The 26,827-nt window shown below is 71.7% G+C and carries 27 protein-coding genes; 15 read left to right on the forward strand and 12 right to left on the reverse strand.

Annotated features, from left to right (window positions below; all coding sequences use genetic code 11):
* The first annotated feature begins 110 nt into the window (after positions 1-110).
* Entirely contained in the window at positions 111-1,325 is a 1,215-nt protein-coding gene (locus AA23TX_RS29105; RefSeq protein ID WP_155545974.1) for a winged helix-turn-helix domain-containing protein, read from the forward strand.
* Here the strand turns inward: AA23TX_RS29105 and AA23TX_RS29110 are convergent.
* From AA23TX_RS29110 to AA23TX_RS29120, 3 genes are all read right to left on the reverse strand, one after another.
* Entirely contained in the window at positions 1,319-2,392 is a 1,074-nt protein-coding gene (locus AA23TX_RS29110) for an ADP-ribosylglycohydrolase family protein (RefSeq protein WP_155545975.1), read from the reverse strand. The genes AA23TX_RS29105 and AA23TX_RS29110 overlap by 7 nt on opposite strands.
* Before the next feature lie 412 nt (positions 2,393-2,804).
* Positions 2,805-3,743, reverse strand: coding sequence for a DUF4097 family beta strand repeat-containing protein (locus AA23TX_RS29115; protein WP_155545976.1), 939 nt, complete (start codon positions 3,741-3,743; stop codon positions 2,805-2,807).
* Between the two features lie 11 nt (positions 3,744-3,754).
* Entirely contained in the window at positions 3,755-4,267 is a 513-nt protein-coding gene (locus AA23TX_RS29120) for a toxin-antitoxin system HicB family antitoxin (protein ID WP_155545977.1), read from the reverse strand.
* 109 nt (positions 4,268-4,376) lie between these two features.
* Between AA23TX_RS29120 and thyX the strand changes: the two genes are divergently transcribed.
* The 7 genes from thyX (at position 4,377) to AA23TX_RS29155 (ending at position 11,740) form a co-directional block, all read left to right on the forward strand.
* Positions 4,377-5,129 carry an FAD-dependent thymidylate synthase gene (gene thyX, locus AA23TX_RS29125; protein ID WP_155545978.1) on the forward strand — a complete coding sequence of 251 codons (753 nt, stop codon included), beginning with the start codon at positions 4,377-4,379 and terminating at the stop codon, positions 5,127-5,129.
* A complete protein-coding gene (locus AA23TX_RS29130; protein WP_155545979.1) occupies positions 5,129-5,527 on the forward strand; it encodes an ACT domain-containing protein in 399 nt (132 codons plus the stop codon). The genes thyX and AA23TX_RS29130 overlap by 1 nt, the downstream gene beginning before the upstream one ends.
* A 116-nt stretch (positions 5,528-5,643) precedes the next feature.
* A complete protein-coding gene (locus AA23TX_RS29135; RefSeq protein ID WP_155545980.1) occupies positions 5,644-6,885 on the forward strand; it encodes an Nramp family divalent metal transporter in 1,242 nt (413 codons plus the stop codon).
* A 25-nt stretch (positions 6,886-6,910) separates the two neighbouring features.
* On the forward strand, positions 6,911-7,357 hold the full coding sequence (locus tag AA23TX_RS29140; RefSeq protein WP_155545981.1) for a hypothetical protein: 447 nt from the start codon (positions 6,911-6,913) through the stop codon (positions 7,355-7,357).
* 88 nt (positions 7,358-7,445) lie between these two features.
* Positions 7,446-8,930, forward strand: a complete 1,485-nt coding sequence (locus tag AA23TX_RS29145) for a serine/threonine-protein kinase (protein WP_155545982.1) — start codon at positions 7,446-7,448, stop codon at positions 8,928-8,930.
* Between the two features lie 102 nt (positions 8,931-9,032).
* Positions 9,033-10,046: a 4-hydroxy-tetrahydrodipicolinate synthase gene (dapA, locus tag AA23TX_RS29150; RefSeq protein WP_155545983.1), complete on the forward strand. Its 1,014-nt coding sequence runs from the start codon at positions 9,033-9,035 to the stop codon at positions 10,044-10,046.
* On the forward strand, positions 10,043-11,740 hold the full coding sequence (locus tag AA23TX_RS29155; RefSeq protein WP_196425578.1) for a ribonuclease J: 1,698 nt from the start codon (positions 10,043-10,045) through the stop codon (positions 11,738-11,740). The genes dapA and AA23TX_RS29155 overlap by 4 nt, the downstream gene beginning before the upstream one ends.
* A 36-nt stretch (positions 11,741-11,776) precedes the next feature.
* Here the strand turns inward: AA23TX_RS29155 and AA23TX_RS50810 are convergent, their stop codons facing one another.
* Entirely contained in the window at positions 11,777-11,908 is a 132-nt protein-coding gene (locus AA23TX_RS50810) for a hypothetical protein (protein WP_277875425.1), read from the reverse strand.
* A 186-nt stretch (positions 11,909-12,094) separates the two neighbouring features.
* On the opposite strand from AA23TX_RS50810, the gene AA23TX_RS29160 reads away from it, so the two are divergent.
* Positions 12,095-13,741, forward strand: a complete 1,647-nt coding sequence (locus tag AA23TX_RS29160; protein ID WP_196425579.1) for a VWA domain-containing protein — start codon at positions 12,095-12,097, stop codon at positions 13,739-13,741.
* A 46-nt stretch (positions 13,742-13,787) separates the two neighbouring features.
* Positions 13,788-14,804: a helix-turn-helix transcriptional regulator gene (locus tag AA23TX_RS29165; protein ID WP_155545984.1), complete on the forward strand. Its 1,017-nt coding sequence runs from the start codon at positions 13,788-13,790 to the stop codon at positions 14,802-14,804.
* Here AA23TX_RS29165 and AA23TX_RS29170 read toward each other — a convergent pair.
* The 5 genes from AA23TX_RS29170 to AA23TX_RS29190 are packed head-to-tail and all read right to left on the reverse strand — an operon-like array spanning position 14,801 to position 19,175.
* Positions 14,801-15,256, reverse strand: a complete 456-nt coding sequence (locus AA23TX_RS29170) for a VOC family protein (protein WP_230862755.1) — start codon at positions 15,254-15,256, stop codon at positions 14,801-14,803. The two genes, AA23TX_RS29165 and AA23TX_RS29170, sit on opposite strands and share 4 nt — an antisense overlap.
* Positions 15,257-15,310: 54 nt before the next feature.
* Positions 15,311-16,672 carry an amino acid permease gene (locus AA23TX_RS29175; protein WP_155545985.1) on the reverse strand — a complete coding sequence of 454 codons (1,362 nt, stop codon included), beginning with the start codon at positions 16,670-16,672 and terminating at the stop codon, positions 15,311-15,313.
* A 41-nt stretch (positions 16,673-16,713) separates the two neighbouring features.
* The gene (locus tag AA23TX_RS29180) at positions 16,714-17,661 is read right to left on the reverse strand and encodes an EamA family transporter (RefSeq protein ID WP_155545986.1); all 948 of its coding nucleotides are present in this window, start codon (positions 17,659-17,661) and stop codon (positions 16,714-16,716) included.
* Between the two features lie 49 nt (positions 17,662-17,710).
* Positions 17,711-18,325 carry an NAD(P)H:quinone oxidoreductase gene (wrbA, locus tag AA23TX_RS29185; protein ID WP_155545987.1) on the reverse strand — a complete coding sequence of 205 codons (615 nt, stop codon included), beginning with the start codon at positions 18,323-18,325 and terminating at the stop codon, positions 17,711-17,713.
* A 34-nt stretch (positions 18,326-18,359) separates the two neighbouring features.
* Positions 18,360-19,175, reverse strand: coding sequence for a lysophospholipid acyltransferase family protein (locus AA23TX_RS29190; RefSeq protein WP_230862756.1), 816 nt, complete (start codon positions 19,173-19,175; stop codon positions 18,360-18,362).
* Between the two features lie 156 nt (positions 19,176-19,331).
* On the opposite strand from AA23TX_RS29190, the gene AA23TX_RS29195 reads away from it, so the two are divergent.
* Both AA23TX_RS29195 and AA23TX_RS29200 read left to right on the forward strand, forming a co-directional pair.
* Positions 19,332-21,827 carry a DNA translocase FtsK gene (locus AA23TX_RS29195; RefSeq protein WP_155545989.1) on the forward strand — a complete coding sequence of 832 codons (2,496 nt, stop codon included), beginning with the start codon at positions 19,332-19,334 and terminating at the stop codon, positions 21,825-21,827.
* 36 nt (positions 21,828-21,863) lie between these two features.
* Positions 21,864-22,292: a hypothetical protein gene (locus tag AA23TX_RS29200; protein ID WP_230862757.1), complete on the forward strand. Its 429-nt coding sequence runs from the start codon at positions 21,864-21,866 to the stop codon at positions 22,290-22,292.
* Here the strand turns inward: AA23TX_RS29200 and AA23TX_RS29205 are convergent.
* The 3 genes from AA23TX_RS29205 to AA23TX_RS29215 all read right to left on the reverse strand — a co-directional run bounded on the left by AA23TX_RS29205 (position 22,285) and on the right by AA23TX_RS29215 (position 24,012).
* On the reverse strand, positions 22,285-22,896 hold the full coding sequence (locus tag AA23TX_RS29205; RefSeq protein WP_155545990.1) for a nitroreductase family protein: 612 nt from the start codon (positions 22,894-22,896) through the stop codon (positions 22,285-22,287). The two genes, AA23TX_RS29200 and AA23TX_RS29205, sit on opposite strands and share 8 nt — an antisense overlap.
* A gap of 49 nt (positions 22,897-22,945) precedes the next feature.
* Complete coding sequence (locus AA23TX_RS29210; protein ID WP_155545991.1) at positions 22,946-23,380, reverse strand: phospholipase; 435 nt, start codon at positions 23,378-23,380, stop codon at positions 22,946-22,948.
* A gap of 128 nt (positions 23,381-23,508) precedes the next feature.
* Complete coding sequence (locus AA23TX_RS29215; RefSeq protein ID WP_155547387.1) at positions 23,509-24,012, reverse strand: amino-acid N-acetyltransferase; 504 nt, start codon at positions 24,010-24,012, stop codon at positions 23,509-23,511.
* A gap of 99 nt (positions 24,013-24,111) precedes the next feature.
* On the opposite strand from AA23TX_RS29215, the gene rimO reads away from it, so the two are divergent.
* Genes rimO through AA23TX_RS29230 form a run of 3 tightly spaced genes read left to right on the forward strand, consistent with a single transcriptional unit; the run spans position 24,112 to position 26,728 of the window.
* Complete coding sequence (gene rimO, locus AA23TX_RS29220; protein WP_155545992.1) at positions 24,112-25,548, forward strand: 30S ribosomal protein S12 methylthiotransferase RimO; 1,437 nt, start codon at positions 24,112-24,114, stop codon at positions 25,546-25,548.
* Entirely contained in the window at positions 25,545-26,195 is a 651-nt protein-coding gene (gene pgsA / locus AA23TX_RS29225; protein WP_155545993.1) for a CDP-diacylglycerol--glycerol-3-phosphate 3-phosphatidyltransferase, read from the forward strand. The genes rimO and pgsA overlap by 4 nt, the downstream gene beginning before the upstream one ends.
* 2 nt (positions 26,196-26,197) lie before the next feature.
* Positions 26,198-26,728 (forward strand): CinA family protein, encoded by a 531-nt coding sequence (locus AA23TX_RS29230; RefSeq protein WP_230862758.1) that lies wholly within the window; start codon positions 26,198-26,200, stop codon positions 26,726-26,728.
* Positions 26,729-26,827: the final 99 nt, after the last annotated feature.

A 26,827-nucleotide genomic window follows, 5' to 3' on the forward strand; every position in this document is an offset into this window, starting at 1 on the left:
CGGAAATTAGTACAGCGGAGCGCAGCTCCTCCGTTGAGGGCGGTGGTGGGGGCATGGATGGACTATCGGTGCGCGTTTTTGTCGGTGGTGGGTGGCACCATGACGGGACCATGCAAACGATCAGCGTCACGACGGCCCGGAAGACCTTCCTGGCCGCACAGGGCTTCGCCGACCCACGTCCGTCCGGTCCGGCTTCGCGGCGGCACCTGAAACGCGTGCTTTCGCGCGTCCAGCTGCTGCAGCTGGATTCGGTGAACGTCGCGGTCCGGGCGCACTACATGCCGGTGTTCTCGCGGCTGGGCGCGTACGAGCCCGTGCTGCTGGACGACGCGGCGTGGTCGCACTCGGCGCGTCAGCCGCGGCTGCTGGTCGAGACGTGGGCGCACGAGGCGAGCTTGCTGCCGGTCGAGGACTGGCCGCTGATCCGTTCGGGCGCGAAGCGTGACGGCTGGTGGAAGCACTACGGGCCGCTGATCGAGAAGTCGCCGGGCCTGGTCGAAGAGATCCTGTCGGTGGTGAAGGAGCTGGGCCCGATCGGCGCGGGCGGCATCGAGCGCGAGGTGGCGGCGGACGCGCAGCGTCGCGGCCCGGGCTCGTGGTGGGAGCGGTCGGAGGTCAAGCGCGTCTGCGAGTACCTGTTCGGCATCGGCCAGCTGACCACGGGCACGCGCCGCTCGTTCGAGCGGCTCTACGACCTCACCGAGCGGGTGGTCCCGCCGGAGATCCTGTCGCGCACGGTGTCGGCGGAGGAAGGCGCGCGGGGCTTGATCGAGCGGTCGGCGCGAGCGCTGGGCGTGGCGACGGAAACGGACCTGCGCGACTACTACCGCCTGGGCCCGGCCACGGCCCGTCAGGCGGTGTCGGAGCTGGTGGAGTCGGGAGTCCTGGAGCCGGTGGCGGTCCACGGCTGGAAGGCAACGGCGTACCGCCACATCGAGGCGCGCACCCCCCGCGCGGTGACCGGCCGGGCGCTGCTGTGCCCGTTCGACCCGCTGATCTGGGAGCGCGCCCGCACGGAGCGGCTGTTCGGGTTCAGGTACCGCATCGAGATCTACGTCCCGGAGCCGAAGAGGGTGTACGGGTACTACGTGTTCCCGTTCCTCCTGGACGGCTCGCTGGTGGCCCGGGTGGACCTGAAGTCCGACCGCGCGGCGGGGGTGCTGAGGGTCCAGGGAGCGTTCGCCGAGGAGGGCGCGGACGTGGCCAGGGTGCTCCCGGAGCTGGCGGCGGAGCTGCGGCACATGGCTTCGTGGCTGGGCTTGTCCGGCGTGGCCGTGGGTTCGCGAGGTGATTTGGCTCCGGCGTTGAAGAAGCTGGCTCAGTAGCTTGCGGTCTGGGCCGTTTCGGTGGCGAAGTCGTCGGCGAGCCGGGTGATCGTGGTGCGGCCTTCGAGGCGGGTGAGCCAGTCGTAGGGCAGGACTTCCTCGCCTGACGCCGCGCCGAGGAGGTTGCCGCAGATCGAGCCCGTCGAATCGCTGTCACCGGAGTGCGTCACGGCCAGGCGAAGCTTTTCCTTGACCAGCGCGGACTTCAGGTGCGGGACGGGCGCCAGCGCGACGTAGACCGCGATCGCCAGCGCCTCTTCGGCCACCCAGCCACTCCCGAGCGACTCCACCTTGTCCGGCCCGGGATCGCCGGCTTCGACGAGGTCGAGCGCCCGGCACAGGGCGGCGGTCGTCTCGTCGTGGCCGGGATACCGGGCCAGCAACCGCATCGACCGCAGCACGGCGCCTTCCACGGACTCGCCTTCGAAGAGACAGGCGATCATCGCGGCGAAGGCGCCCGCGGCGTAGTAGGCGGTCGGGTGCCCGTGGGTGATCTGCGCACAGTTGGCCGCCAGCACGAAGGCGCCGTCCGGCCGCCCGGCGAACCCGAACGGCGCCGAGCGCATGACGGTCCCGCAGCCCTTGGAGTCCGGGTTGACCGGCCCGGGCCGGCCAGTCAGCTCGGCGTAGGGCTGTGGCGTGAAGGAGGCCCGCAGCCCCGAAAGACAAGCGCGCCCCGGCCCTCGCCGCGCGTAGAGCCACGGCTCCAGCCGCAGCTGCCCGGTCCGGTGCCCGTCGTCGGCGGGCGGGGGAGCCGGGTGCTCCTGGGTGTCGAGCCAGCGCAGGTAGCCCTCACGGACCAGCGCCCCCAGCGCGCCGCTGATGCCCTTCGCCCGGGCACGGACCCAGCCGCGCTGAAACCCTTCGAGGCCGAACAGCGTGAGCTGGGTGTCATCGGTGATCTCGGCGACGCCGTAGGCGTTCGGCACCAGCTCCACCGGCTGCCGGATGTTCGCCAATGGCTCGAGTTCGACCGGCTTGCCGAGGGCATCGCCGAGAGCGCCGCCGAGCAGGCAGCCCCGCAGCCGGGTCCGGTACACGGCGTCGGCGGTCCCCGCGAAGGTCATGCGGCCATCCTGACAGCAGGAACGCGGTCGGCCCCGCGCCGCAGGGGCAAGGCGGTGGTCGGCCGGTCAGGGCGGCTGTTGTGGGTGCCGGAGGTCGGCTGTGCTGAGCCGGTCGCTCTTGCGTCGCGAGGGTGGGGTGTTCCCGACCGGTCGGGGCGGCTGTTGTCGGCGCCGGAGGTCTGTTGTGCTGAGCCGGTCGCTCTTGCGCCGCGAGGGTGGGGTGTTCCCGAGTACCGGTTGTGGGAGGTCGGGGCGGCTGTTGTCGTCGTCGCAGGTCGGCTGTGCCGAGCCGGTCGCCGCCCCGGCGCGGCGAGTGCACGCCACCCCCTTGCCCGGGCGGCCGCGGGAGTCGCCCTGGCACAAAAAACGGGTCGTTCCCGGCCCCCACCGGGAACGACCCGTTCCCCCTTACTCAGCCGGCCGCGCGCGTCACCACGGCGTTGCCGGAGCCCGTCCTCGCCCTCACCTTCAGCTTCACTCCACCCGACGGCGCGCTGTCCGCGATGTCCAGCTCGCTGGACACCTTCCCGCCGCTCGACGTCAGGTCCACCTCCGCCGCCGTGCCGCCGCGGATGCCGATGCGGACTTCGCCCGAACCCGTGATCAGGTCGAGCGTGCCCGAGGCCGCGTCCGCCACCGACAGGTCGCCGCTGCCCGTGCGGGCCATCACCTCGCCCGAGACCGCGCCCAGCCAGACGTCGCCCGTGCCCGTCGCCAGCGTGGCCGAGCCCGCGATCGACGACGCCTCCACGTGGCCGCTGCCGCTGCGCAGCTGCAACCCGCCGAGCGTCGGGCCGAGCTTGATGCCGCCGCTGCCCGTGCGGATCGTCGCCGAGCCGTCGGCGCGGTCGAGCTTGACCTCGCCGGAGCCGGTCAGCAGGTCGACGCGCCCGGCCGAGCCGGTCACCGTGACGTCCGCCGCGCCCGCCCGCACCTCGACGTGCGAACCCGCCGGGGCGCGCACGGTCACCGACAGCGCGACGTTGCGCAGCTGCCACGCCTTCGGCGCCTGGACGACCAGGCGGTTGCCCAGCTTCTCGATCCGGCTCTGCCGCACGGCCTCGGCCGGGTCCGCCCCCGACGGGTCCACGCCCAGCTGGTCGCCGAAGCGCTCGCCGACCCAGGACAGCAGGCTGTTGACCCCCGCCACCCACGGCTGCTGCTCGCCCCGGTCGTGCCGCAGCTCGACGCGGGCACCGGAGTCGCCTTCCAGCACGACCTCGACGCGCCCGATCGTCACGCCGAGGTCCAGCTCCAGCGGGACGTCGGTCTCGAACTCGTCGATCCGGACCAGCTCGCCGCCGGACTCCTCGGGAGTTTCCTCGGCCGATGTCGTCTCTTCGTCACTCATCTTCGATCCCCTCAGCCTTCGACCCAGCCGTGCAGGTGCGACCCGGGCCGCTCGCCCTTGCCGTGGTGCTTGGCGCCGCCGCCGAGCGCGCCGTGCCCGAGCGCCCCCTGCACCGCCTGGGAGACGAACGTGTTCAGGGAGACGCCCTGCGCCTGCGCCGCGCGCTCGGCCTGGCCCTTGATCTGCTCGACCAGGCGCAGCGTGATGCGCGAGATGTCACCGCCGTCGATCGGTGGTGGCGGAGTGGTGTCACGTGGTGTCGCCTGTGGCGGCGCCTCTTCGGCGGCCCCGGAAACGACCACGCGGACGTCCCGGCCGTCCAGCCGCACGTCGACCACCTGGCCGGGCAAAGCGGCCGTGACCTCGGCGGCGAGGTCGGCGAGGGCGTTCATGAGCGTCAGGCGGACGGCGGGTTCGAGCGCGGAAGACAGCAGCGCGGCCGCCCGCCGGGTGTGCTCGTCCCCGGCGGCAGCCGTGTTCGCGAGGTCCTCGCGAAGGTTGGCGATGTACGGCGTCAGGTCCATGACACCACTATGACGTCATCCGTGGTGTCAGTCAAGGAAGCCTGTCCCCCGGGAGTGGGGGACCGCACGCGGTTAGGCTGCGTGGGGAGCTTGCGGAAGGAGTGCGGACGTGGCCGAAACCGTGTCACCGAGGGTGCAGCTGATCGCGAAGACGGAGTTCTTCCCGCCCGCGGACGTCCCGTGGACGACCGACGCGGACGGCGGCGAGGCGCTCGCGGAGTTCGCCGGCCGTGCCTGCTACCAGTCCTGGACGAAGCCGAACCCCGCCACCGCGACCAACGCCGGGTACCTCGAGCACATCATGGACGTCGGCCACCTTTCGGTGCTGGAGCACGGATCGGTGACCTTCTACCTCACCGGCATCTCGCGTTCCCTGACCCACGAGCTGATCCGGCACCGCCACTTCTCGTACTCCCAGCTCTCCCAGCGGTACGTGCCCGAGCGCGACGCCGAGATCGTCGAGCCGGACGTCATCGCGAACGACCCCGTGCTGCACGAGAAGTTCCTCGCCGCGGCCCAGGCGAGCGTCGACGCCTACACCGAGCTCCTCGCCGGTCTCGAGGAGAAGTTCGCCGACGTCCCGAGCGCGACGCTGCGCCGCAAGCAGGCCCGCCAGGCCGCGCGCGCCGTGCTGCCGAACGCGACCGAGACGCGCATCGTCGTCACCGGGAACTACCGGGCCTGGCGGCACTTCGTCGCGATGCGCGCCACCGAGCACGCCGACGTCGAAATCCGGCAGCTGGCCGTGGAATGCCTGCGGCACCTGCAGAAAGCCGCGGCGAACGTGTTCGCCGACTTCACCATCTCGACGTTGCCGGACGGCACCGAGATCGCTACGAGCCCGAAGGTGTTCGAAGGCTGATGAAGCGCCTCGCGATCGACGTCCGTCCCGGTGAGTACGCGGTCGTCCGGCTGCCCGCCGACGCCCCGGTGCCCGCGGAGCTCCTCGCTCCCGGCGAGCCCGCGTTCGTCTCGGTGACCCGGACGCCCGAAGAGCTGTCCGTGATCTGCCCGGCCGGGCGCGAACCGGCCGGCGGCACGGCGTCCGAGGACGGCTGGCGGCTGCTCTCGGTCCGCGGGCCGCTCGAGTTCACGCTCACCGGCATCATCGCCGCGCTGGCCTCGGAGCTGGCCGCGGCCGGCGTCGCGCTGTTCTCGATGTCCACGTTCGACACCGACCACATCCTGGTCCGCGCCACCGACCTCGGCCACGCCGTCAAGGCGCTGCGCGAATCCGGCCACGAAGTCGACCACTCCTGACCCGTTTTCCGGGTACCCGGGGGCGACGGTGGGAGCCGTCACCCTTGAAATCGAAAGTTCGGCACGCCTAAACTTCGATTTGGGTTCCCCGACATCCGGTTTGAGAGGCAGGCGCCATGGCGGTCACCGAGGCGGCGCGACCGAAACTCGCGTCGCGCTTGCGCGCCGGGTCGGCCCTGCTGGGCCCGGCGTTCGTCGCCGCGATCGCCTACGTCGACCCGGGCAACGTCGCGTCCAACATCAGCGCCGGCGCCCGCTACGGCTACCTGCTGGTCTGGGTGATCGTCGCGGCGAACCTGATGGCCGTGCTCGTGCAGTACCTGTCGGCGAAGCTCGGCCTGGTCAGCGGGATGTCGCTGCCGGAGGCCCTGCGCGCCCGGCTGTCCCGGCGCGCTCGGCTCGCCTACTGGCTGCAGGCCGAGGTCGTCGCCATCGCCACCGACCTCGCGGAGGTCGTCGGCGGCGCCATCGCCCTCTACCTGCTCTTCGACCTGCCGCTCGTCGCCGGCGGCCTGGTCACCGGCGCCGTCTCGCTGACGCTGCTGGCGGTCCAGGACCGCGGCGGCCAGCGGACGTTCGAGCGCGTCGTCACCGGCCTGCTGCTGGTCATCGCGGTCGGGTTCCTGGCCAGCCTGTTCGTCGAGCCGCCGTCGGCATCGGGCACGCTCGGCGGGCTGGTGCCGATGTTCGACGGCTCCGGCAGCGTCCTCATCGCCGCCGCGATGCTGGGCGCGACGGTCATGCCCCACGCCGTCTACCTGCACTCCGGCCTGGTCCGCGACCGGCACGGCCTCCCGGACGTCACCACCCGCCGCCGCCTGCTGCGCGCCACCCGCGCCGACGTCGGGCTGGCGATGCTGCTGGCCGGCGCGGTGAACCTCGGCATGCTGCTGCTCGCCGCGACCAACCTGCAGGGCCAGGAGGGCGTCGACAGCATCGAGGGCGCGCACGCCGCGGTCGCGGTGGCCCTCGGCCCGGGCATCGCACTGCTGTTCGCGATCGGCCTCCTGGCGTCGGGCCTGGCGTCGACGTCGGTGGGCGCGTACGCGGGCGCGATGATCATGCAGGGGTTGCTGCACAAGCGGATTCCGCTGGTCGTGCGCCGTCTCGTCACGCTGATCCCGGCGATCGTCGTGCTCGCCCTCGGCGCCGATCCGAGTGCCGCGCTGGTCGTCTCGCAGGTCGTGCTGTCGTTCGGGATCCCGTTCGCGCTGGTACCGCTGATCCGGCTGACAGCGGACCGTGATCTGATGGGCGCGGACGCCAACCGCAGGCTGACGACCATCGCGGCATCGCTGATCGCGGTGGTGATCATCGCGCTCAACCTGGTGCTGGTCTATCTCACCTTCACCGGCTGAGCCCCACGAACAGGAGGCCGCGGCCATGGCCTGGAGCTTCGCCCTCAACGCCGAATGCGGTGGGCGGGAAACCCACGCCCGGGACCTCGCGCGCCACTTCGACGGGTTCCCGTCCCGCATCTTCTCCGATGGCGGCAGCGGCTGGTGGTGCGGGATCGCGCCCGAAGAACCCGGCGGCAAGGGCATCGCGTCCGCCGAGGACGCGACGGCCATGACCGCCGCCGGGCGGCGGCTCTACTGGCTGCTCCGCACGGCGCCGCCGGTCTACCGCTACGCGCTGGCGGGGGTCGACACCGACAAGTTCCGCACCTACGCCGAGCTGATGGCCGAGAACGACCTGACGCGCTTCCCGGGTCTCGTGGTCAGCGAGGACATCTGGGCCGCGACCGGCAAGCGGGCCGCGTTCAGCGACTTCGCCCCGGGCTACCGGTGGATCCCGTACCGCGGCGAGGCGTACACCGCACCCCGATGAACTCCGCATAATCACGAATTCGGCGGAACCCCCAGCGGCGCCCGGCGGTCCGACTAGCATCTGCGCGACCGCCGCTAGAAGGAGCACCGTGACCGACGAACAGACTCGGCCGTACCCACCGCAGGCGCCCGTCACGCCTGGTCAGCGGGTTGTCGCCGGCCGTTACGCGCTCCTCGGCGAGCTCGGCCGCGGCGGCATGGGCGTCGTGTGGCGGGCGCAGGACCAGGTCATCGGCCGGCAGGTCGCCGTCAAGGAGCTGCGGCTGCCCGACGCCGAGTCCGCCGCCGTCTTCTCCGAGCGCGCGCTGCGCGAGGTGCGCACCGGCGGGCGGCTCAACGACCCCGCCGTCGTGACCGTCTACGACGTCATCACCGACGGCGGCACGACGTTCATCGTGATGGAGCTCGTCGAGGCGCCGTCGCTGGCCGACCTCGTCCGGCAGCGCGGCCCGATGCCCGCCGCGCAGGCCGCGCTGATGGGGGAGCGGGTCCTGGCCGCGCTGCAGGCCGCGCACGCCGCCGGGATCGTGCACCGGGACGTCAAGCCGGCGAACATCCTGGTCGCGCCGGACGGCCGCGTGAAGCTCACGGACTTCGGCATCGCCCACGCCATCGACGACCCGCGCCTGACCACGAGCGGCATGATCGTCGGCTCGCCCGCGTTCATGGCGCCGGAGCGCGTCGAAGGCCGCGAAGCGCTGCCCGCGTCCGACCTGTGGTCCCTCGGCGCGACGCTGTTCTTCGCCGTCGAAGGCTCGATCCCGTTCGAGCGCGCGACCACGGCCGCGACGCTGCACGCGATCATGACCGAGATCCCGTACCTGACCCGCGGCCAGGGCCCGATCGCCGCGGCGATCCTCGGCCTGCTCGTCGCCAACCCCGACGCGCGGCTCACCGCGGCGCAGGCGCAGAACCTGCTGACGACGGCGCAGGGCATGCGGCCGACCCCGCCGGGCGGCACGGCGATGGTCAGCCCGATGACGCGGGTCGCACCGCAGCCGCCGAAGAAGGACCACCGCGCCCTGTGGATCTCGGTCGCCGCCGTGGCGGTCGTCGGTGCCCTGGTCGGCGGCTTCTTCGCGGGCAAGGCGTTCGAGGCCCCGGCTGTCGACGAGCAGAAGCTGCCGACGATGACCTTCGGCCTCGGCGGGCAGATGCGGGTCGACGCCAGTTCGAGCTACCTCTGCTACAACGCCCCGGTCCAGGACGGCGGCGTCATCAGCGACGCGAACGACGGCGACTGCAAGGAGAGCCACACCCTCGAGATCTACGACGCCGGAGACGTCATCGGCACCGCGAGCTGGTCCGACAGCGACGCGGCCATCGCCGGCTACCCGGGCCTGGCCGCCACCACCGCGGCCGCCGAAGCCCGCTGCGCGGCCTCGTTCCGCTCGTCGATCGTCCCCGCGACCCAGCGCGACGGCCTCAAGTACCGGGCGCTCGTGCCGACCCAGGCGCAGTGGCAGAGCGTCCCGACCGAAAGCGGTGAGTACCCGACGCGCGAGTTCTACTGCGTGCTGGCCAAGGCCGACGGCGGACCGATCTCCGCGCCGATCGTGACCAAGGTCAAGTAGAAGTTCCGCGACGAGCGGCCGGGTCCCGGAAATCCTCCGCACTTCCTCGGACGTGACCAGGTCGGCGCGGTTTTCGTCGGGGGGACGGGGTACCGTCTCAGCATGTCCAACCCACCTACCGCCGCGCCCGGAAGACCCTTCGGGCGCGTGCTCACCGCGATGGTCACCCCCTTCGACGCCGAAGGCGCACTCGACCTGAAGCGGGCGCAGGAGCTGGCCGAGCACCTCGTGGAGCTGGGGAACGACGGCCTCGTCATCAACGGCACCACCGGCGAGAGCCCGACCACGAGCGACGCGGAGAAGCAGGAGCTCATCCGCGCCGTGGTCGAGGCCGTCGGCGACCGGGCGACCGTCGTGGCCGGCGCGGGCACCAACAACACCGCGCACAGCATCGAGCAGGCGAAGCAGGCCGAAGCGGCCGGCGCGCACGGCCTGCTGGTCGTCACCCCGTACTACTCGCGGCCCAGCCAGGCCGGCCTGCACGCGCACTTCACGGCGGTCGCGGACAGCTCCGGCCTGCCGGTGATGCTCTACGACATCCCGCCGCGCTCGGTCGTGCCGATCGAGGTCGACACGCTGCTGCGGCTGGCCGAGCACCCGCGGATCGTCGCGGTCAAGGACGCCAAGGGCGACCTGATCGCCGGCTCCGAGGTCATCGCCAACACCCACCTCGCCTACTACTCCGGTGACGACGGGCTGAACCTGCCGTGGATCTCCGTCGGCGGCACCGGCGTGGTGAGTGTGATCGGTCACGTCGTCGCGGGCCGGATCCGCGCGATGATCGACGCCTACGAGAACGGCGACACGTCCACCGCGCGCACCAACCACCGCGGCATGCTGCCGGTGCTGCGCGCGATGTCGCGGGTCGGCGGGGTCGCGTTCAGCAAGGCGGCGCTGCGGCTGCGCGGCTTCGACGCCGGCGAGCCGCGGCTCCCGATCGTCGCCCCGACGGCCGAACAGACGGCCCTGATCGCCGGTGATCTCGGGCAGGGCGGCGTGCCGCTGGGCGACACGGCGGCCCAGGACTGGCATGGTGAGCGGGTGGCACAAGCAGATTCGAGGGCCGCCTACGTGGCGCCGACCTCGCACACCAGCGTTGGGACCCTGCCTCGGTGAGCTCACTTCCCCCCGGTCCAGGCCCCACCAACGCCCCGCCCGCACTGCCCGCCGGAGCCTTGCGCGTCGTCGCGCTGGGCGGTATCGGCGAGGTCGGGCGCAACATGACCGTCTTCGAGTACGCCGGCCGGCTGCTCATCGTCGACTGCGGGGTGCTCTTCCCCGAGGACGACCAGCCCGGCGTCGACCTGATCCTGCCCGACTTCCGCGCGATCGAGGACCGGCTCGACGACATCGAAGGTCTGGTGCTCACCCACGGGCACGAAGACCACATCGGTGCCGTCCCGTTCCTCCTGCGCTTGCGGCCGGACCTGCCGATCTACGGCTCGAAGTTCACCAACGCCCTGCTCGCGGCGAAGGCCAAGGAGCACCGGCAGCGGCCGAAGCTGATCCAGGTCCGCGAGGGCGAGCGCCGCGACGTCGGCGTGTTCAACCTCGAGTTCTTCGCGGTCAACCACTCCATCCCGGACGCGCTGGCCGTCGCCATCCGCACCCCGGCGGGCGTGGTGCTGCACACCGGTGACATCAAGCTGGACCAGCTCCCGCTCGACGGCCGCCTCACCGACCTGGCCGGCTTCTCCCGGCTCGGCGACGAGGGCGTCGACCTGTTCTGCGTCGACTCGACCAACGCCGAGGTGCCCGGGTTCGTCATGCCCGAGCGCGACATCGGCCCGGTCCTCGACGACGTCATCCGCCGCGTCGACCAGCGCGTGATCGTGGCCTGTTTCGCCAGCCACGTCCACCGCGTCCAGCAGGTGCTCGACGCCGCCCAGCGGCACGGCCGCCGGATCGCGTTCGTCGGCCGGTCGATGGTCCGCAACATGGGGATCGCGGCCGAGCTGGGCCTGCTCAACGTGCCGGACGGCCTGCTCGTCGACCTCGACCAGGCCAGCAACCTGCCGGAGAGCAAGGTCCTGTTCGTCTCGACGGGTTCGCAGGGTGAGCCGCTCTCGGCGCTGTCGCGGATGGCGCGCGGCGAGCACCGGCAGATCTCGATCCGCGCGGGCGACACCGTCGTGCTGGCCAGCTCGATGATCCCGGGCAACGAGACCGCGGTGTTCGGCGTGGTCAACGGCCTGACCCGGCTCGGCGCGAACGTCGTCCACCAGGGCAACGCCAAGGTGCACGTGTCCGGCCACGCGTCGGCGGGCGAGCTGCTCTACCTGTACAACGCGGTCCGGCCGAGCAACGTCATGCCGGTGCACGGCGAGTGGAAGCACCTGCGCGCGAACGGCGAGCTGGCGATCCGCACCGGCGTCGCGCCTGACAACGTCGTGATCGCCGAGGACGGCGTGGTCGTCGACCTGGTCGACGGCAAGGCCTCGCGCACCGGGCGCGTCGAGGTCGGGCACGTCTACGTCGACGGCCTCTCGGTCGGCGACGTCGGCGAGTCGACCCTGTCCGACCGGTTGGTGCTGGGCGAGGGCGGGTTCATCTCGATCAGCGTGGCGGTGGACTCCAGCACGGGCCGCCCGGTCAGCGCCCCGACGGTGTCCGGCCGCGGCTTCTCCGACGACCCGAAGGCGCTCGACGCCGTCGTGCCGCTGGTGGAGATGGAGCTGGCGCGCACGGAGTCCGAGGGCATCACCGACACGCACCGGATCGCGCAGGCGGTCCGCCGGGTGGTCGGCCGCTGGGTGGCCGACACCTACCGTCGCCGCCCGATGATCGTCCCGACGGTCATCCCGGTCTAGCTTCCGGTCTTCGTCATGAGGGGCCCCGCATGGACTTCACGTCCATGAGGGGCCCCTCATGGCTTTCCGGCGCACCACCTTGGCCAGCCCGAGGGCGAAGGCGATGGTGGCGGTCTGGCGGAGCAGGGCGCGGCGTGCCCGGCGCTGGTCGGCTCGTGTCGGTTTCATGCTTACCCCCAAGCGGTCGGGCTCCAGTGTCGCGCGCGGGCCGGGCGCGGACATCCCACTTCAGGCCACTGGCTCATCCCACCCGGGTATGAGCGGCCGCTGTTAGGCCGTCTGGACCACGAGCCGGTGGATTGCCGGGCGCTAACCTTGATCCCCACCCCGCCTCGCCGAAGAGAGGCCGCGCCGATGGGACGCCACTCGCCGGACGGACGACGACGCCGGCTGCTCGTGCCCGCCCTCGCGACCGGTCTCGTGGTCGTTCTCGGGGCCGCGGCCTGGGTCACCGTCTCGGCGGTGCGGTCCCGGCCCACGTGCGAGCAGCCCGCCAAGGTCCTCGTCGCCGCGTCCGCCGACATCGCGCCCGCGCTTTCGATCGTGGCGCGTGGTCTCGACCTCCGCTGCGGCAGCGTCGAGGTCCAGACCAGGGAGGCGGCCGCCGCGGCCGAGCAGCTCGCCCTGTCCGACGGCAGCCCGCGGCCGCAGGTGTGGGTGCCGGACTCGACCCTCGCGCTGCGCCGCGCCCACCAGCTCGGCGCGGCCGACGTCCCCGAGTCCGGGGCGTCGATGGCCAGTTCGCCGGTGGTGCTGGCCGTCGCCGAGGACGTCGCGAAGGGCATCGGCTGGCCCGACCACCAGCCCACCTGGGCGGAGGTCCTGGGCGCGCAGGGTGCCGTCCCGGGGATGTCGGACCCGGCGCGCGACTCGGTCGGCGCGATGGCGCTGCTCGGCTTGAAGGAGAGCGTCCGCGCGGCCACCGAGCCGGCGGGCGCGTACGTCGCAATGCTGCGGCGGGTCTCGGCCAACACGCTCGGCGCGGAGACGGACCTGATCGCGCGGCTGCCGGGCTCGGGCGCCACCGGCGGCACGGCCGCGGTGACGATGTTCCCCGCGTCGGAGAACTCGGTGCTGCGCCACAACATCGAGGACGCGACGTCGCCGCTCGTCGCCGTCTACTCGACCGCGGTGCCCACATTGGACTACCCGTTCGCCGAGCTGGGCGGGATCACCCCACAGCAGCGGCCGATCATCGAGGCGCTCCGGGAAGCGGCTCTCGGCGACGCGGGCGCGGACGCCATCGCGAAGACGGGCCTGCGCGCGGCGGGCGGCCAGGCGCTGCGCGACCACGACGACGACCGGAGGGTGTCGACGTCCGGTTTCCGGGCGGCGAACCTGCCGGCTGCGGGAGCCGTCGACGAGCTGCTCAACCAGTGGGCCGGGATCAACCTGAGCGCGCGGGTGCAGGTGCTCGTCGACGTGTCGGGGTCGATGAACGCGCAGGTGCCGGGGACCGGGCTGAACCGGATGCAGCTGTCGATGCAGGCGACGGCGAAGGCGCTGCACCTGTTCAAGCCCACGACCCAGCTGCGGATGCTGGCGTTCTCGACGCGGCTCGACGGCGACAAGGACTACCGCGAGCTGCTGCCGATGGCGTCGGTGGCCCAGCACCTGGCGACCGGTGCGCTGGACAAGCTGGCCCAGGTGAAGGCCACCCCGAACGGCGGAACGGGGTTGTACGACAGCGTCCTGGACACGTACCGCACCGCGCGCCGCGAGTGGGAGCCGGGCCGGCTCAACCTGGTGATCGTCCTGACGGACGGCCGCAACGAGGACCCACACGGAATCGCGCGCGCGGACCTGCTGGCCGAGCTGGCGAAGCTCCAGGACCCCCACCGCCCGATCCCCCTGATCGGCGTGGGCATCGGCCCGGACGCGGACAAAGCGGAACTGGACCAGCTGACCAAGGCAACGGGCGGCCAGGCGTTCGTGGCCCCGGACCCGGCCAAGATCACGGACGTGTTTTTCGGAGCCCTGAGCCGAATCGCCGGCGGCTAGGGCGTGTCTGCTCGTTATTCGACCTCTTGGGCCGAGGATGGGCGACGTGGCACGGCCGACAGCTCGGGTACTGACGTTGCTCGAGTTGTTGCAGTCCGGTGGCACCCGTACCTCTGCCGAGCTGGCCGAGCGGCTGAACGTGGATGGACGCACGGTGCGCCGCTACGTGGAGCACTTGCGTGACCTCGGCATTCCGGTGGATTCCGTGCGTGGTCGTTACGGCGGCTACCGACTGGCGCGCCACTACCGGATGCCTCCGTTGATGCTCACCGACGAGGAAGCGCTGGCGGTCGTCTGGGGGCTTCTGCTGACAGGCCGGCCGGGGTCCGGTCCGGCCTCGATCGGTGACGTGGAGGCCGCCACCTCGAAGGTCCGCCGGGTACTGCCCCCGGCCCTGGCACGGCAGATCGACGCAGTGGTCGAAACCGTGAATTTCACCGGCGGCCGGATCGGCGAGGCCGAGCGCACCGGGGGTGGCGAGGAGGCAAGCGCGAGAGTGCTTCTCGGACTGGCGCAGGCGGCGCGGGACCGGCGTCCGATCGCCTTCGACTACCTGCCGCGGCACGGACCCGCACGGTCGCGCACCGTTCATCCGCACGGCATCGTTGCCGTGCACGGGCTGCTCTACCTCACCGGCCACGACGTCGGGCGCCAGGCGGAGCGGACGTTCCGCCTGGACCGCATCGCCGGTCTGCGCCTGCTGGAGGGCACGTTCGAGGTGCCGGACGACCTGAACCCGGTGCAGCGGGTCGTGGGCCCGCTCGGGGCGGGTCCCGGGCGACATGAGGTGTCAGTGCTCGTCGACGCCGAGGCAGTGCAGGTGCGAGCGTTGTTCCCGGAGACGCTGGCATCGGTCGAACCGGTAGCCGGCGTCGCCGGAAATGGTCGGTGGCTGAGAATTTTCGTCCGTGCGGAACGTCTGGAATGGGTCGCGGGAAGGTTGGCCGCGCTCGATCGGCCGTTCGTCATCGAGCAGCCGAAAGCTCTGCACGGAGTCGTTGCCGCGCTGGGACAGAAGCTGATCGCCGCGGCGATCGTCGATCCCGGTGGCGACTCGAGCTAGGACCGCGTGGGCGGTGGCATCTGGGGTGTCCGGTTCTGCTGCAGTTGCCGCGCCTGCGGCGTGACCGGCGTGTAGAGGTTGACGAGCGACCCTTCGGGGTCGCGGATCAGAACGGACATGTTGCCCCAGGGCATCATCGTGGGCGCCTGCACGACGTCGAGGCCATCGCCGAGTTCGGTCTTCATGCGGGCAAGCAGGGATTCGACGTCCTCCACGACGAACTCGACGATGGCGGTGCGGTTGGCGGCCGCTCGCGGTGGGTTGTCCGTGATGAAAGCGACCCGCTCCGGCGCGCTGAGCGCGAATGTCGCGGACGGTGTCACCAGCTCGACGAAGTCGTCGGTCAGGTACTGCGGGGTGGCGCCGGTGAGGACCTCGTAGAAGCGGACGAGTCGCGGTAGGTCGTCGGTGATCACGCGGACGGAGGCCAGTTGGACGGTGTTCGTTGTCATGATCACGACGCTATCGCGAATACCGGACACAACCTGTCCGGCTTCCCGGCACGGTCAATCACTCGTGACGCCCGATCGCCGGCGGCTGATGAAGGCGTACACCGCCAAGATCACCGCCAAGCTGACCAAGCTCAGATACAACTGGGCCCGCGTGTCCTCGTCCACGAACAGCATCGACGCCACCACGACCAGCGTCATGGCCAACGTCAGCCAGCTCAGCCACGGATACCCCCACATCCGCAGCTTCAAGAGCTCAGGCGACGAAGCCTCCAGCTGCCGGCGCATTCGCAGCTGGGAGCCGCAAATGATCGCGTACACGAACAATGCCACCGCGCCCGCCGAATTGATGATGAAGTAGAAGATCTTGTCCGGGGACACGTAACTCATCACCACCGCCACGTACCCGATCGAGGTGGACGCCAGGATCGCCTTCCACGGCACCCCGCGTGCGTTCGTGTGCGCCACCCACGTCGGGGCCCAGCCGTGGCGGCGCAGCGCGAACAACATCCGGGATGCCGTGTACAGCCCCGAATTCAGCACCGACAGCGCCGCCGTCAGGACGACCGCACTGACCACTGTGGACGCCGCCGGGACGCCGAAACGGCCGAACGCCGCCGCGAACGGGCTCGTCTCGCTCGGGATCTCGCGCCACGGGGTGATCATCACCAGCAGGGCCACCGAACCCACGTAGAACACGATCACGCGCCAGACGATCGTCGACGTCGCCTTGCGGACCGCCGTCTCCGGCTGGTCGGACTCGGCCGCCGCGATCGTCACGATCTCCGCGCCGAAATACGAAAAGATCACGATGACCACGCCGTGGACGACCGAAAACCCGCCGTGGGGCACGAAACCGTCGAGGCCGATGTTGCCCACCGAGAAATGCGCGCCCGGCCAGAGCCCGAGCACGAACAGCAGGCCCAGTACCAGGAACACCACGATGGTCGCGACCTTGATCGACGCCAGCCAGAACTCCGTCTCGCCGAACGACCGCGCCGACGCCAGGTTGGTCGCCGTCAGCAGCAGCATCAGCGCCAGCGAGAACACCCATTGCGGCACACCGGGAATCCAGCCCTGCAGGATCTTCGCGCCGGCCACCGCTTCGAACGCGACCACGCCGACCCAGAAGTACCAGTACAGCCAGCCGATCGTGAAGCCCGCCCAGCCGCCGAGCGAGTCGCGCGCGTACTCCATGAACGAGCCGAGCGCCGGCGCCGCCGTCGCCATCTCGCCGAGCATCCGCATGACGAGCACCACGAGCAGCCCGCCCAGCGCGTACGAAAGCACGGCCGCCGGGCCGACGGTGCTGATCACCGCGCCGCTGCCGATGAACAGGCTCGCGCCGATGATGCCGCCGAGGGCGATCATCCGGACGTGCCGCTGCCGCAGCTCGGGCCGCAGCCCCGACGTCGTCATGGTGTGGAATTCTCGCATTCCGACGTCACTTCGTGAAGAACTCAGCTCGTCAGGATCGCCGACTTCCGCTGCACCAGGAACGCGCCGGCCAGCAGGATCGCCGAGCCGAGCAGCTGCGGCCAGGTGAGCTCCTCGCCGAGCAGCGCCCACGCCGTGACCGTGACGATCACCGGCTCGACCAGGCCGAGCACGCTCGCCACCGACGCCGGCAGGTGCCGCAGCGACGAAATCCCGAAGACGTAGGCCAGCACGGTGGCGACCAGCACCAGCAGGACGAGCAGGAGCCACACCGGCGGGCGCCAGGGGCCGAACGCGACGTCCGTGCCGAGCAGCCCGACCGGCCACGTCCACGGCGGCGCGACCAGGCTGACCAGGACCGCGCCGATCACCATGCCCCAGGTGACCAGGCCCAGCGGGTCGATGTCGGCCACCGCGCGCTCGCCGAGCAGGAAGTACCCGGCCGAGCACAGCGCCGCGCCGAGGCCGGCGAGCAGTCCGAGGCCGTTGAGCGTGACCCCCTGCCAGACCTGGGCGACCAGCGACAGCCCCGCCATGGCCAGGGCGATGCCGCCCCACACCGACCGCGGCAGCCGGTGGCCCCGCACGAACCGCACCCACAGCGCGATGAGCACCGGCGAGATGAACTCCAGCAGGATCGCGATGCCGACCGGGATCCGGCCCGCGGCGACGAAGTACAGCAGCTGCACGCCGGCGACGCCGAGCAGGCCGTACCCGGCCAGCACAGGCAGCTCGCTCCGGCGCACCCGCAGCTTCCGCGGCGCCACCAGCGCCACCCCGGCGAGCAGCACGAGCCCGGCGACCCCGATCCGCATCGCGGCCACCTGCTCCGGGCTGAACCCGGCGGACATCGCGGACTTGCCCAGCGTGCCCGACGTGCTGAAGAACAGCGCCGCGAGCAGCACGAGCGTGGTCCCGCGGCCGCGGTGGGCGACCCGGGGAGGTGCGAGGACGGGCAGCTCGGTGGTCACCACCGCGACTCTAGGGCCCGCGGCGTGACTACCGAAACGGGTTTTCCGGTTATTCCGCCCGCTTCAGCCCGGTCGCGACGTGCGTCGTGATCGTGGCCAGCCGCCGCCCCTGGACGCGCAGCGCGCCGAGGGCCAGGTCGTCCGGCGCCGCCGACTTGCGCGACACGAACGAGCCGCCGTACGGGTTGCCGGACTCCATCAGGTGCGGGTCGGTGTAGCCGAGCGGGACGACGATCGCGCCCCAGTGGTAGAAGACGTTGTTGATCGCCAGCAGCGTCGACTCCAGGCCGCCGTGCCGGGTGGACGCCGTCGTGAACGACGTCGCGACCTTGTCGGCCAGCTTCCCCTTCGCCCACAACCCACCCGTGCTGTCCAAGTAGGACTTCAGCTGGGCGGCCGGGCCGCCGAACCGGGTCGGGCTGCCGAAGGCGAGGCCATCGGCCCACACGAGGTCGTCGAGCGTGGCCAGTGCGTGGTGCGGGCCCGAGTCGATCCACGCCTGCCAGCGCGGGTTCTGCGCGATGGCCTCGGCGGGCACCGTCTCCGGCACGGTCCGCACCCGCACCTCGGCCCCGGTCTCGCGGGCGCCCGCGGCGAGCGCCTCGGCGAGGGCGGCCGTGTTGCCGGTCGAGCTGTAGTAGACGACGAGTATCCGTGTGCTCACGTCCGCCGACTCTAGGCGTGCCGCGGCGGGCGTCTCAGGATCCGGACTTGGGCTTCCACGGGCTGACGGTGTCGGTGGGCCGCGTCGGGTCGTGGAACCGCGGCCGGTCCAGCTCGCCCGCGCGCAGCGGGACCAGGCCGTCCGTGATGGCCTGCATGATCTTCGCGTGCGCGCGCACGCCGGCGCCCGGGCGCTCCGGCTCGACGTCCGACAGGTCGACCGGGTCGCCGAAGTGCACCCGGAACTTCGGGCGGCGCAGGGGCGCGCTGAGCCCGGAGCGGGCGAGCGGGAGCAGGTCGGCCGGGCCGTTGACGGTCTCGGTGCCCCAGTAGACGGCCTCGTGCGCGCCCCACTGGCTGATCGGGATCACCGGCACGCCCGCGGCCAGCGCGAGCCGCGCCGCGCCGGTCTTGCCGCGCTCGGGCCACAGGCCCGGGTCGTGGCTGATCCGGCCCTCCGGGTAGACGATGATCGGCTCGCGCGTGGTCTTGAGCGCTTCGACGGCCTCGGCGAACTGCCCGACGGCGGTCGCGGCGATCTTCCGGTCGACCCGCAGGTGGCCGCTGACCCGCAGCGCCGGCCCGATCACCGGGGCGTCGAGGATGCCGCCGGCCAGCATGAACCGCGGGTTGATGCCGATCCGCTTGCACGCGGCCATCAGCACGAACGCGTCGAACACGCCGATGTGGTTCGCGGTCATCAGCAGCGGCTTGCCGCGCAGCTGGGCCGGGATGCGCCCGCTGACGGTCAGCCGCCCGACGAGGTTGACCAGTCCCCGGTCGATGTTCAGCATGGTCCGCCAGAGGGCGGGGGCACGGCGGGGCGGTTCGTCGGTGCGCAGCGCGAGCATGGGGCAGAGCATGGCAGACGCCGATTTCACCCGATTGCGCACTGGCCGGATCGGTTCACCCGGATGGCCGCTCGTGCCCGGGTGTGAGGCAGAAGTTCACCCTGCGCCGAGAGTGGCGCATGTGACGAAGGGCCACGGCCGGTTACCGTGGAACGCATGGCTGGGTCGGCGACGAGGAAGCGAAGTACGGGCAGCGGCGCGAAGGGGGCAGCGGCGCGTAAGCCGCGTACACCCGCGAAGCCACGTACGTCCACCGCGCGCAAGCCCGCCCCCCGCTCGCGCCGCAAGACGCCGGGGCTCTTCGGCAAGGGCGTCCGCGGCACCTGGAACCTGCTGGCCAAGGGCATCGGCACGCTGGCCAGGACCGTCGGCCGCACCCGGGAGCTGGAACCCGAACACCGCCGTGACGGCCTCGCGCTCGGGCTGATGGCCCTGGCCATCGTCGCCGCGGTGGGTGTCTGGTGGCGGGCGGCCGGGCCGATCGGGGCCGGGGTCGAGATCGCCACCCGGACCGTCCTCGGCGCCGGGGCCGTCACGCTGCCGCTGGTGCTGGTCGTCGTCGCCGTCGCGCTGATGCGGTCCGAGCCGCACCCCGAGACGCGGCCGCGGATGGTGATCGGCACCATCATGGTCGTCCTGTCCGTGCTCGGGATGCTGCACATCTTCACCGCGCTCCCGGACACCAACGACGGCCGGATGTACGCCGGCGGCATCATCGGCGCCTTCTCCGGCGGCCTGCTGACCATGGGCGTCACCACCTGGGTCGCCGTGCCGCTGCTCATCCTCGCGCTGGTCTTCGGCGTCCTCGTGTTCACCGGCACCCCGGTCCGCGAGATCCCGCACCGGCTGCGCAACTGGGGCCTCGACGAAGAAGAGATCGCCGAGGCGGACCAGAAGGCCGGTTTCGCCACCGACGAGGAGGCCGTCACCGAGGCCGACCCGAAGGCCGCGCGCCTGCGCAAGCCGTCGCGCCGCCGCCAGAGCAGCGCCGATCACGAAGGCGAGCAGCTCGACCTCGACGCGATGCTGGCCGAGGCGCCGACCCCGATCAAGCCGCCCAAGGCGAGCACGGTCGTGCCCAAGCCGGCCGAGGTGCCCGAGAAGAAGCCCAAGAAGGCCCCGGAGCCGCCGCTCGCGGTCACGCGGACCGTCGAAGGCGACTACCTGCTCCCGCCGCCCGACCTGCTGAAGCTCGGCGACGCGCCGAAGTCCCGCAGCAAGGCCAACGACGCCATGATCGAGGCGATCACCGGCGTGCTGGAGCAGTTCAGCATCGACGCGCAGGTCACCGGCTTCACCCGCGGCCCGACGGTCACCCGGTACGAGGTCGAGCTGGGCCCGGGCGTCAAGGTCGAGAAGATCACCGCGCTGACCAAGAACATCGCCTACGCCGTGGCCACCGACAACGTCCGGCTGCTGGCGCCGATCCCGGGCAAGTCCGCGGTCGGCATCGAGGTGCCGAACTCCGACCGCGAGATGGTCCGCCTGGGTGATGTGCTGCGCGCGCCGTCCACGGTCAAGGACAACCACCCGATGGTGATCGGCCTCGGCAAGGACATCGAGGGCCACTTCGTCACGGCGAACCTGACGAAGATGCCGCACCTCCTGGTCGCCGGTTCGACCGGTTCCGGTAAGTCGAGCTTCGTCAACTCGATGCTGGTGTCGCTGCTCGCGCGGGCGACGCCGGACGAGTGCCGGATGATCCTGATCGACCCGAAGATGGTCGAGCTGACGCCGTACGAGGGCATCCCGCACCTGATCACGCCCATCATCACCCAGCCGAAGAAGGCCGCCGCCGCGCTGGCCTGGCTGGTGGAGGAGATGGAGCAGCGCTACCAGGACATGCAGGTCAACAAGGTCCGGCACATCGACGACTACAACAAGAAGGTCAAGTCCGGCGAGATCACCGCGCCGCCCGGGTCCGAGCGCGAGTACCGGCCGTACCCGTACATCATGGCGATCGTCGACGAGCTCGCCGACCTGATGATGACCGCCCCGCGCGACGTCGAGGACGCGATCGTCCGGATCACCCAGAAGGCCCGCGCGGCCGGCATCCACCTGGTCCTCGCGACGCAGCGGCCGTCGGTCGACGTCGTCACCGGCCTGATCAAGACCAACGTGCCCTCGCGGCTGGCCTTCGCGACGTCGTCTCTGACCGACTCGCGGGTCATCCTCGACCAGCCGGGCGCGGAGAAGCTCATCGGCATGGGCGACGCTCTGTACCTGCCCATGGGCGCCGGCAAGCCGGTCCGCATCCAGGGCGCGTTCGTCGGCGACGAGGAGATCTCCGCCGTCGTCAACTACGCGAAGGAGCAGGCGCAGCCGGACTACCAGGACGGCGTCACCGCGCAGAAGGCCGGCGAGAAGAAGGAGATCGACCCGGACATCGGGGACGACCTGGACGTCCTGCTTCAGGCGGCGGAGCTGATCGTGACGTCCCAGTTCGGCTCGACGTCGATGCTCCAGCGCAAGCTGCGGGTCGGGTTCGCCAAGGCGGGCCGGCTGATGGACCTGCTGGAGAGCCGGGGGATCGTCGGTCCGTCGGAGGGCTCGAAGGCCCGCGACGTGCTGATCAAGCCCGAGGAGCTGGAAGGCGTCCTGTTCATGATCCGCGGCGGCGACCCGGTCCCGGCCGACCCGGACGACGAGTAGTGCAACCCGCGGCCGGGCTCGTTCCGTCCTGAGCGCATGGACCCGCAGCGCTTCGCAGCCGGACTGTTCGCCTTCGCCGTTGTCGCGGCGGGTGCCGGGAGCTCGGTCGCGGCCGGGCAGCCGATCCCGGCCCGCCCGGCGGCGCCCTCGACCGTCAACGCCGCGCCGCGGGGTGACGTCACCTTGCGTGTCGGGGAGGAAGCCGCGATCCAGGGGAAGGATCTGGCGGTCCGCTACCTGCGCGTCGTCTCCGACTCGCGGTGCCGCCCGACCATGACGTGCGTCTGGCAGGGCGAGGCGACGCTCGCGTTCCTGCTGAGCGAACCCGGCCGCGGCGAGAGCACGACGGCCGAGCTGCACAGCGGCCCCCGGACCGGCCCGCAGGCGACCTCCTTCGCCGCCGGCCGCGTCGAGCTGGTGTCGGTGAGCGAGGACGGCCTGGCGGCGACGGTCCGGGTCAGCTGAGGGGCGTACCCCAGTGGTCGAGGAAGGCCACTTCGGACAGCGGTGTGCGCGGCGCCGGCTTGAAGTCCGGCACCGTCGTGTACGCCACCGGCAGCAGCCCGACCTGCGTGTGGCCGTCCGGGATGCCGAGGATCTCCGCGGCTTCGGCCTCCCGCGCCAGGTGGTACGTCGTGAGCGTCGAGCCCAGCCCGCGCGAGCGCAGCGCCAGCTGGAAGCTCCACACCGCCGGGAAGATGCCGCCGTAGAAGGCCGCGTCGACCGCGTTGTTGCCGGTCGGGCGGCCGGCCACGACCGGGATCACGAACACCGGGACGCGCTCGATCACGTCGATCAAGTGCCGCCCGGAGGCCAGCGCCCGCGAAGGCGCGGCACTCGCCCGTTCCGCCAGGTAGGCCTCGCCGACTTCGCGGAAGATCGCGCCGAGCCGGTTCTTCACGTCCTGGTCGCGCACCACGAGCCAGCGCCAGGCCTGGACGTTGCCGGGCGTCGGCGCCTGCAGCGCCAGGTTCAGGCACTCCTCGATGACCTCGGGTTCCACCGGCCGGTCGAGGTCGAGCTTCCGGCGGACCGCGCGGGTCGTGCTGAGCAGGTGGTCGATGTCCATGCACCCATCCTGACGGGCCCGGGCCGGTTGCGCGGCCCGGGCCGCCGGCTCAGCCGCCGAACTTGCGCACGGCCTGGTAGTACGTCCAGGCCGCGCCCTTGCAGGCGATGTTCGAGCCGCACACGCTCTTCAGGTCCGAGTACAGGTTGTCGTCGATCTTCAGGCGGTTCGCCTCGGTGAACCGGCCCTGCTTCTTGTAGTTGCGGTAACCGAAGTCGTGCCGGTGGCAGCCGGGCAGGAACTTCCAGCCGAACGGGTTGTCCGGCGCCCACGAGCAGCCGTCCGAGGACCAGTCGAGCTGGCCGTTGTAGGGCGCCTGGCCCCGGATCGTCTCGAAGTTCGAGAGCGACGTCGAAAAGAGGTACTGGTCGGTGACCGTCGGGATGTCGACGGCCGCCGCGGTGCCGGCGCCCAGCAGGGCACCTCCGCCGACAGTCGCGGCCACCGCGATGGTGGCCCCCAGGTTCCGCAGAGTCGTGCGCATTTTGTGCGTTCCTCGCTGATCAGGTGGGGAATTGACCTGATCATCGTGGGACACCCAGGTGGCGCGCGTCACCGCCCGGAAGGATGTTAAGGGGAAACCTTCAGAATCCGGGCGGTGAATAGGGGTGGTCAGAGCTCGAGCAGCATCCGCGAGTTGCCGAGGGTGTTCGGCTTGACGTACGGCAGGTCGAGGAACTCGGCGACACCGGTGTCGTGCGAGCGCCGCATCTCCTCGTAGACCTCGTGCGAGACCGGCGTTCCCTGGATCTCCACGAAGCCGTGCCCGGTGAAGAAGCTCGTCTCGAACGTCAGCACGAACAGCCGCCTGAGACCCAGCTCACGCGCCTCGTCGATCAGCCTGCTCACCAGGACCCGCCCGACCCCCTGGCCGCGGACGGCCTTGTCGACCACGACGGTCCTCAGCTCGGCGATGTCCTCCCAGAGCACGTGCAGCGCGGCCGCGCCGGCGACCTCGCCGTCGACCTCGGCGACCCAGAACTCCTGGACCGCTTCGTACAGCGTGACCAGGTCCTTCTCCAGCAGGACGCGGCCGGCGTCCGAGTCGACCAGGGCCTTGATCTTGCGGACGTCGGCGATCCGCGCGCGGCGGACGGCGGGGGAGGCGGACGGCACGATCGTCAACACTGCCACATCACCCGGCGCCGGCTTCTCCGGCACGACCGGGCCACGCCGTCGTCGGCCCGCCCGGGACCGGCGGCTACCCTGAACGTCGTGCCTTCTCCTGCCGTTGACCCTGCCGCCACCCGACGCGTCTCCCTGCTGACCCTGGGCTGCGCCCGCAACGAGGTCGACTCGGAGGAGCTGGCGGGCCGGCTGGCGGCCGGCGGCTGGGAGCTGGCGGCCGATCCGGAGGACTCCGACGTCGTGGTGGTCAACACCTGCGGCTTCGTCGAGTCGGCCAAGAAGGACTCCGTCGACACGCTGCTGGCGGCCTCGGACACGGGCAAGAAGGTCGTCGCCGTCGGCTGCATGGCCGAGCGCTACGGCCACGAGCTGGCCGACAGCCTCCCCGAGGCCGACGCGGTGCTGGGCTTCGACCACTACGCCGAGCTTTCCGACCGGCTCGACGACGTCGTCGCGGGCCGCAAGGTCGCCTCGCACACGCCGGGCGACCGCCGGAAGCTGCTGCCGATCAGCCCGGTCCAGCGGCCCGCCGCGGCCGAGACCGTCGAGGTCCCGGGCCACGCGCAGCACGGCTGGGGCCCGCGGGTGCTGCGCACGCGCCTCGACGACTCGCCGGTGGCCGCGCTGAAGATCGCCTCCGGCTGCGACCGGCGCTGCTCGTTCTGCGCGATCCCGTCGTTCCGCGGCTCGTTCGTCTCGCGGCAGCCCGACGAGATCGTCGCCGAGGCGATGTGGCTGGCCGAGCACGGCGTCAAGGAGCTGTTCCTGGTCAGCGAGAACTCGACGTCCTACGGCAAGGACTTCGGTCGCGACGGCGCCACCGCGCTGGAGCGGCTGCTGCCGAGGCTGGCCGAGATCGACGGCATCGAGCGCGTCCGCGTCTCCTACCTGCAGCCGGCCGAGACGCGCCCGCAGCTGGTCAAGGCCATCGCGACCACGCCGGGGGTCGCCGAGTACTTCGACCTGTCGTTCCAGCACTCCAGCGAGCAGGTGCTGCGCCGGATGCGCCGGTTCGGCTCGACGGACTCGTTCCTGGCGCTGACCGAGCAGATCCGCGAGTACGCGCCCGAAGCGGGCATCCGCACCAACGTCATCGTCGGGTTCCCCGGTGAGACCGAGCACGACCTCTCCGAGCTGGAACGCTTCCTGACCGGCGCGCGCCTCGACGCGGTCGGCGTCTTCGGCTACTCCGACGAGGACGGCACCGAGGCCGAGACCTTCGACGGCAAGCTCGACGCCGACGAGGTCGCCGCGCGCGTCACCCGGATCTCCGCGCTGGTCGAGGAGCTGACCGCGCAGCGCGCCGAGGACCGGATCGGCACCTTCGTCGACGTGCTCGTCGAGCTGGACGACGACGGCGAGCTCACCGGCCGCGCCGCGCACCAGGCCCCCGAGGTCGACGGCGAGTGCGTCATCCTCGACGCGCCGGAGAAGACCGAGGTCGGTGACTTCCTGCGTTGCGAGGTCGTCGACTCGGCGGGCGTGGACCTGGTGGTCCGCGCGGTACCGGACGCCGACCGGTGAGTGCGCTCCCCAGCGACGCCGCCGACGAGGGCCTGACCCACGCCACCGGCGACGCGCCCGCGCAGGTTCCCGAGCCGACCCCGGTCCCGACCCTGAACCTGGCGAACCTCCTGACGCTCTCGCGCCTGGTGCTGGTGCCGCTGTTCGTCGTCGCGCTGTTCACCGGCGACGGCCACGACACCACCTGGCGCGCGATCGCCACCGGCCTGTTCGCCGTCGCCTCTTTCACCGACCAGCTCGACGGCTGGGTGGCGCGCCGGTACGGCCTGATCACCGACTTCGGCAAGATCGCCGACCCGATCGCGGACAAGGCGCTGACCGGCGCCGCGCTGGTGGGCTTGAGCGTTCTCGGCGAGCTGGGCTGGTGGGTCACGATCGTCATCGCGGTCCGCGAAATCGGCGTCACGCTGCTGCGGTTCTGGGTGATCCGCCACGGCGTGATCCCGGCCAGCCGCGGCGGCAAGGCCAAGACGATGGCCCAGATCGCCGCGATCACCGCCTACCTGCTGCCGCTGCCGGCCGGTGCCGACCCGGTCCGCTGGGCGCTGATGGGCCTGGCCGTGGTGCTGACCGTGGTGACCGGCGTGGATTACCTGGTCCGGGCGGTGCGGCTGCGCGCGGCCGGGCGTCGCGTCACCGGGAGCTGACGGTGCCCGACGTGCCGCGGACCCCGGAGCGACCGGGCTCCGCCGACGAGCAGGCCGCCGCGCTGATCGCGGCGCTCACCGGGCGGGGCGAGACCGTCGCGGCCGCCGAGTCGCTGACCGCGGGGCTCGTCTGCGCCACCCTGGCCCGGGTGCCGGGGGCGAGCGCGGCCCTGCGCGGGGGACTGGTGGTCTACGCCACCGAGCTGAAGACCGCGCTGGCCGGGGTCGACGCCGCGCTGCTGGCCGAACACGGCGCCGTCCACCCGGAGGTCGCCGCCCAGCTGGCCGAGGGCGCCCGCGAGCGGTGCGGCGCGACCTGGGGCCTCGGGCTCACCGGCGTGGCCGGGCCGGCCGCCCAGGACGGCGTCGAGCCGGGCACCGTGTACGTCGGGCTCGCCGGGCCGGGAACACGCCCACCGCGCGGAGCCTCGTTTGTCACAGTCCGTACCCTGGCCCTGCGCGGCGACCGGGAGATGATCAGGACCGAATCGGTCCGGGCCGCGTTTTCCCTGCTCGGGGAACATCTGACGTGAATCGGGCGTTCGCCCTTGGCGTACGGGCACACCAACTCCTGCGCTCGGGGCGCCGCTCTGGGTAACGTAGGGGGTACTTGTACGGAAGGGAGGCGCGTG

The organism is Amycolatopsis camponoti, assembly GCF_902497555.1.
GTDB lineage: Bacteria > Actinomycetota > Actinomycetes > Mycobacteriales > Pseudonocardiaceae > Amycolatopsis > Amycolatopsis camponoti.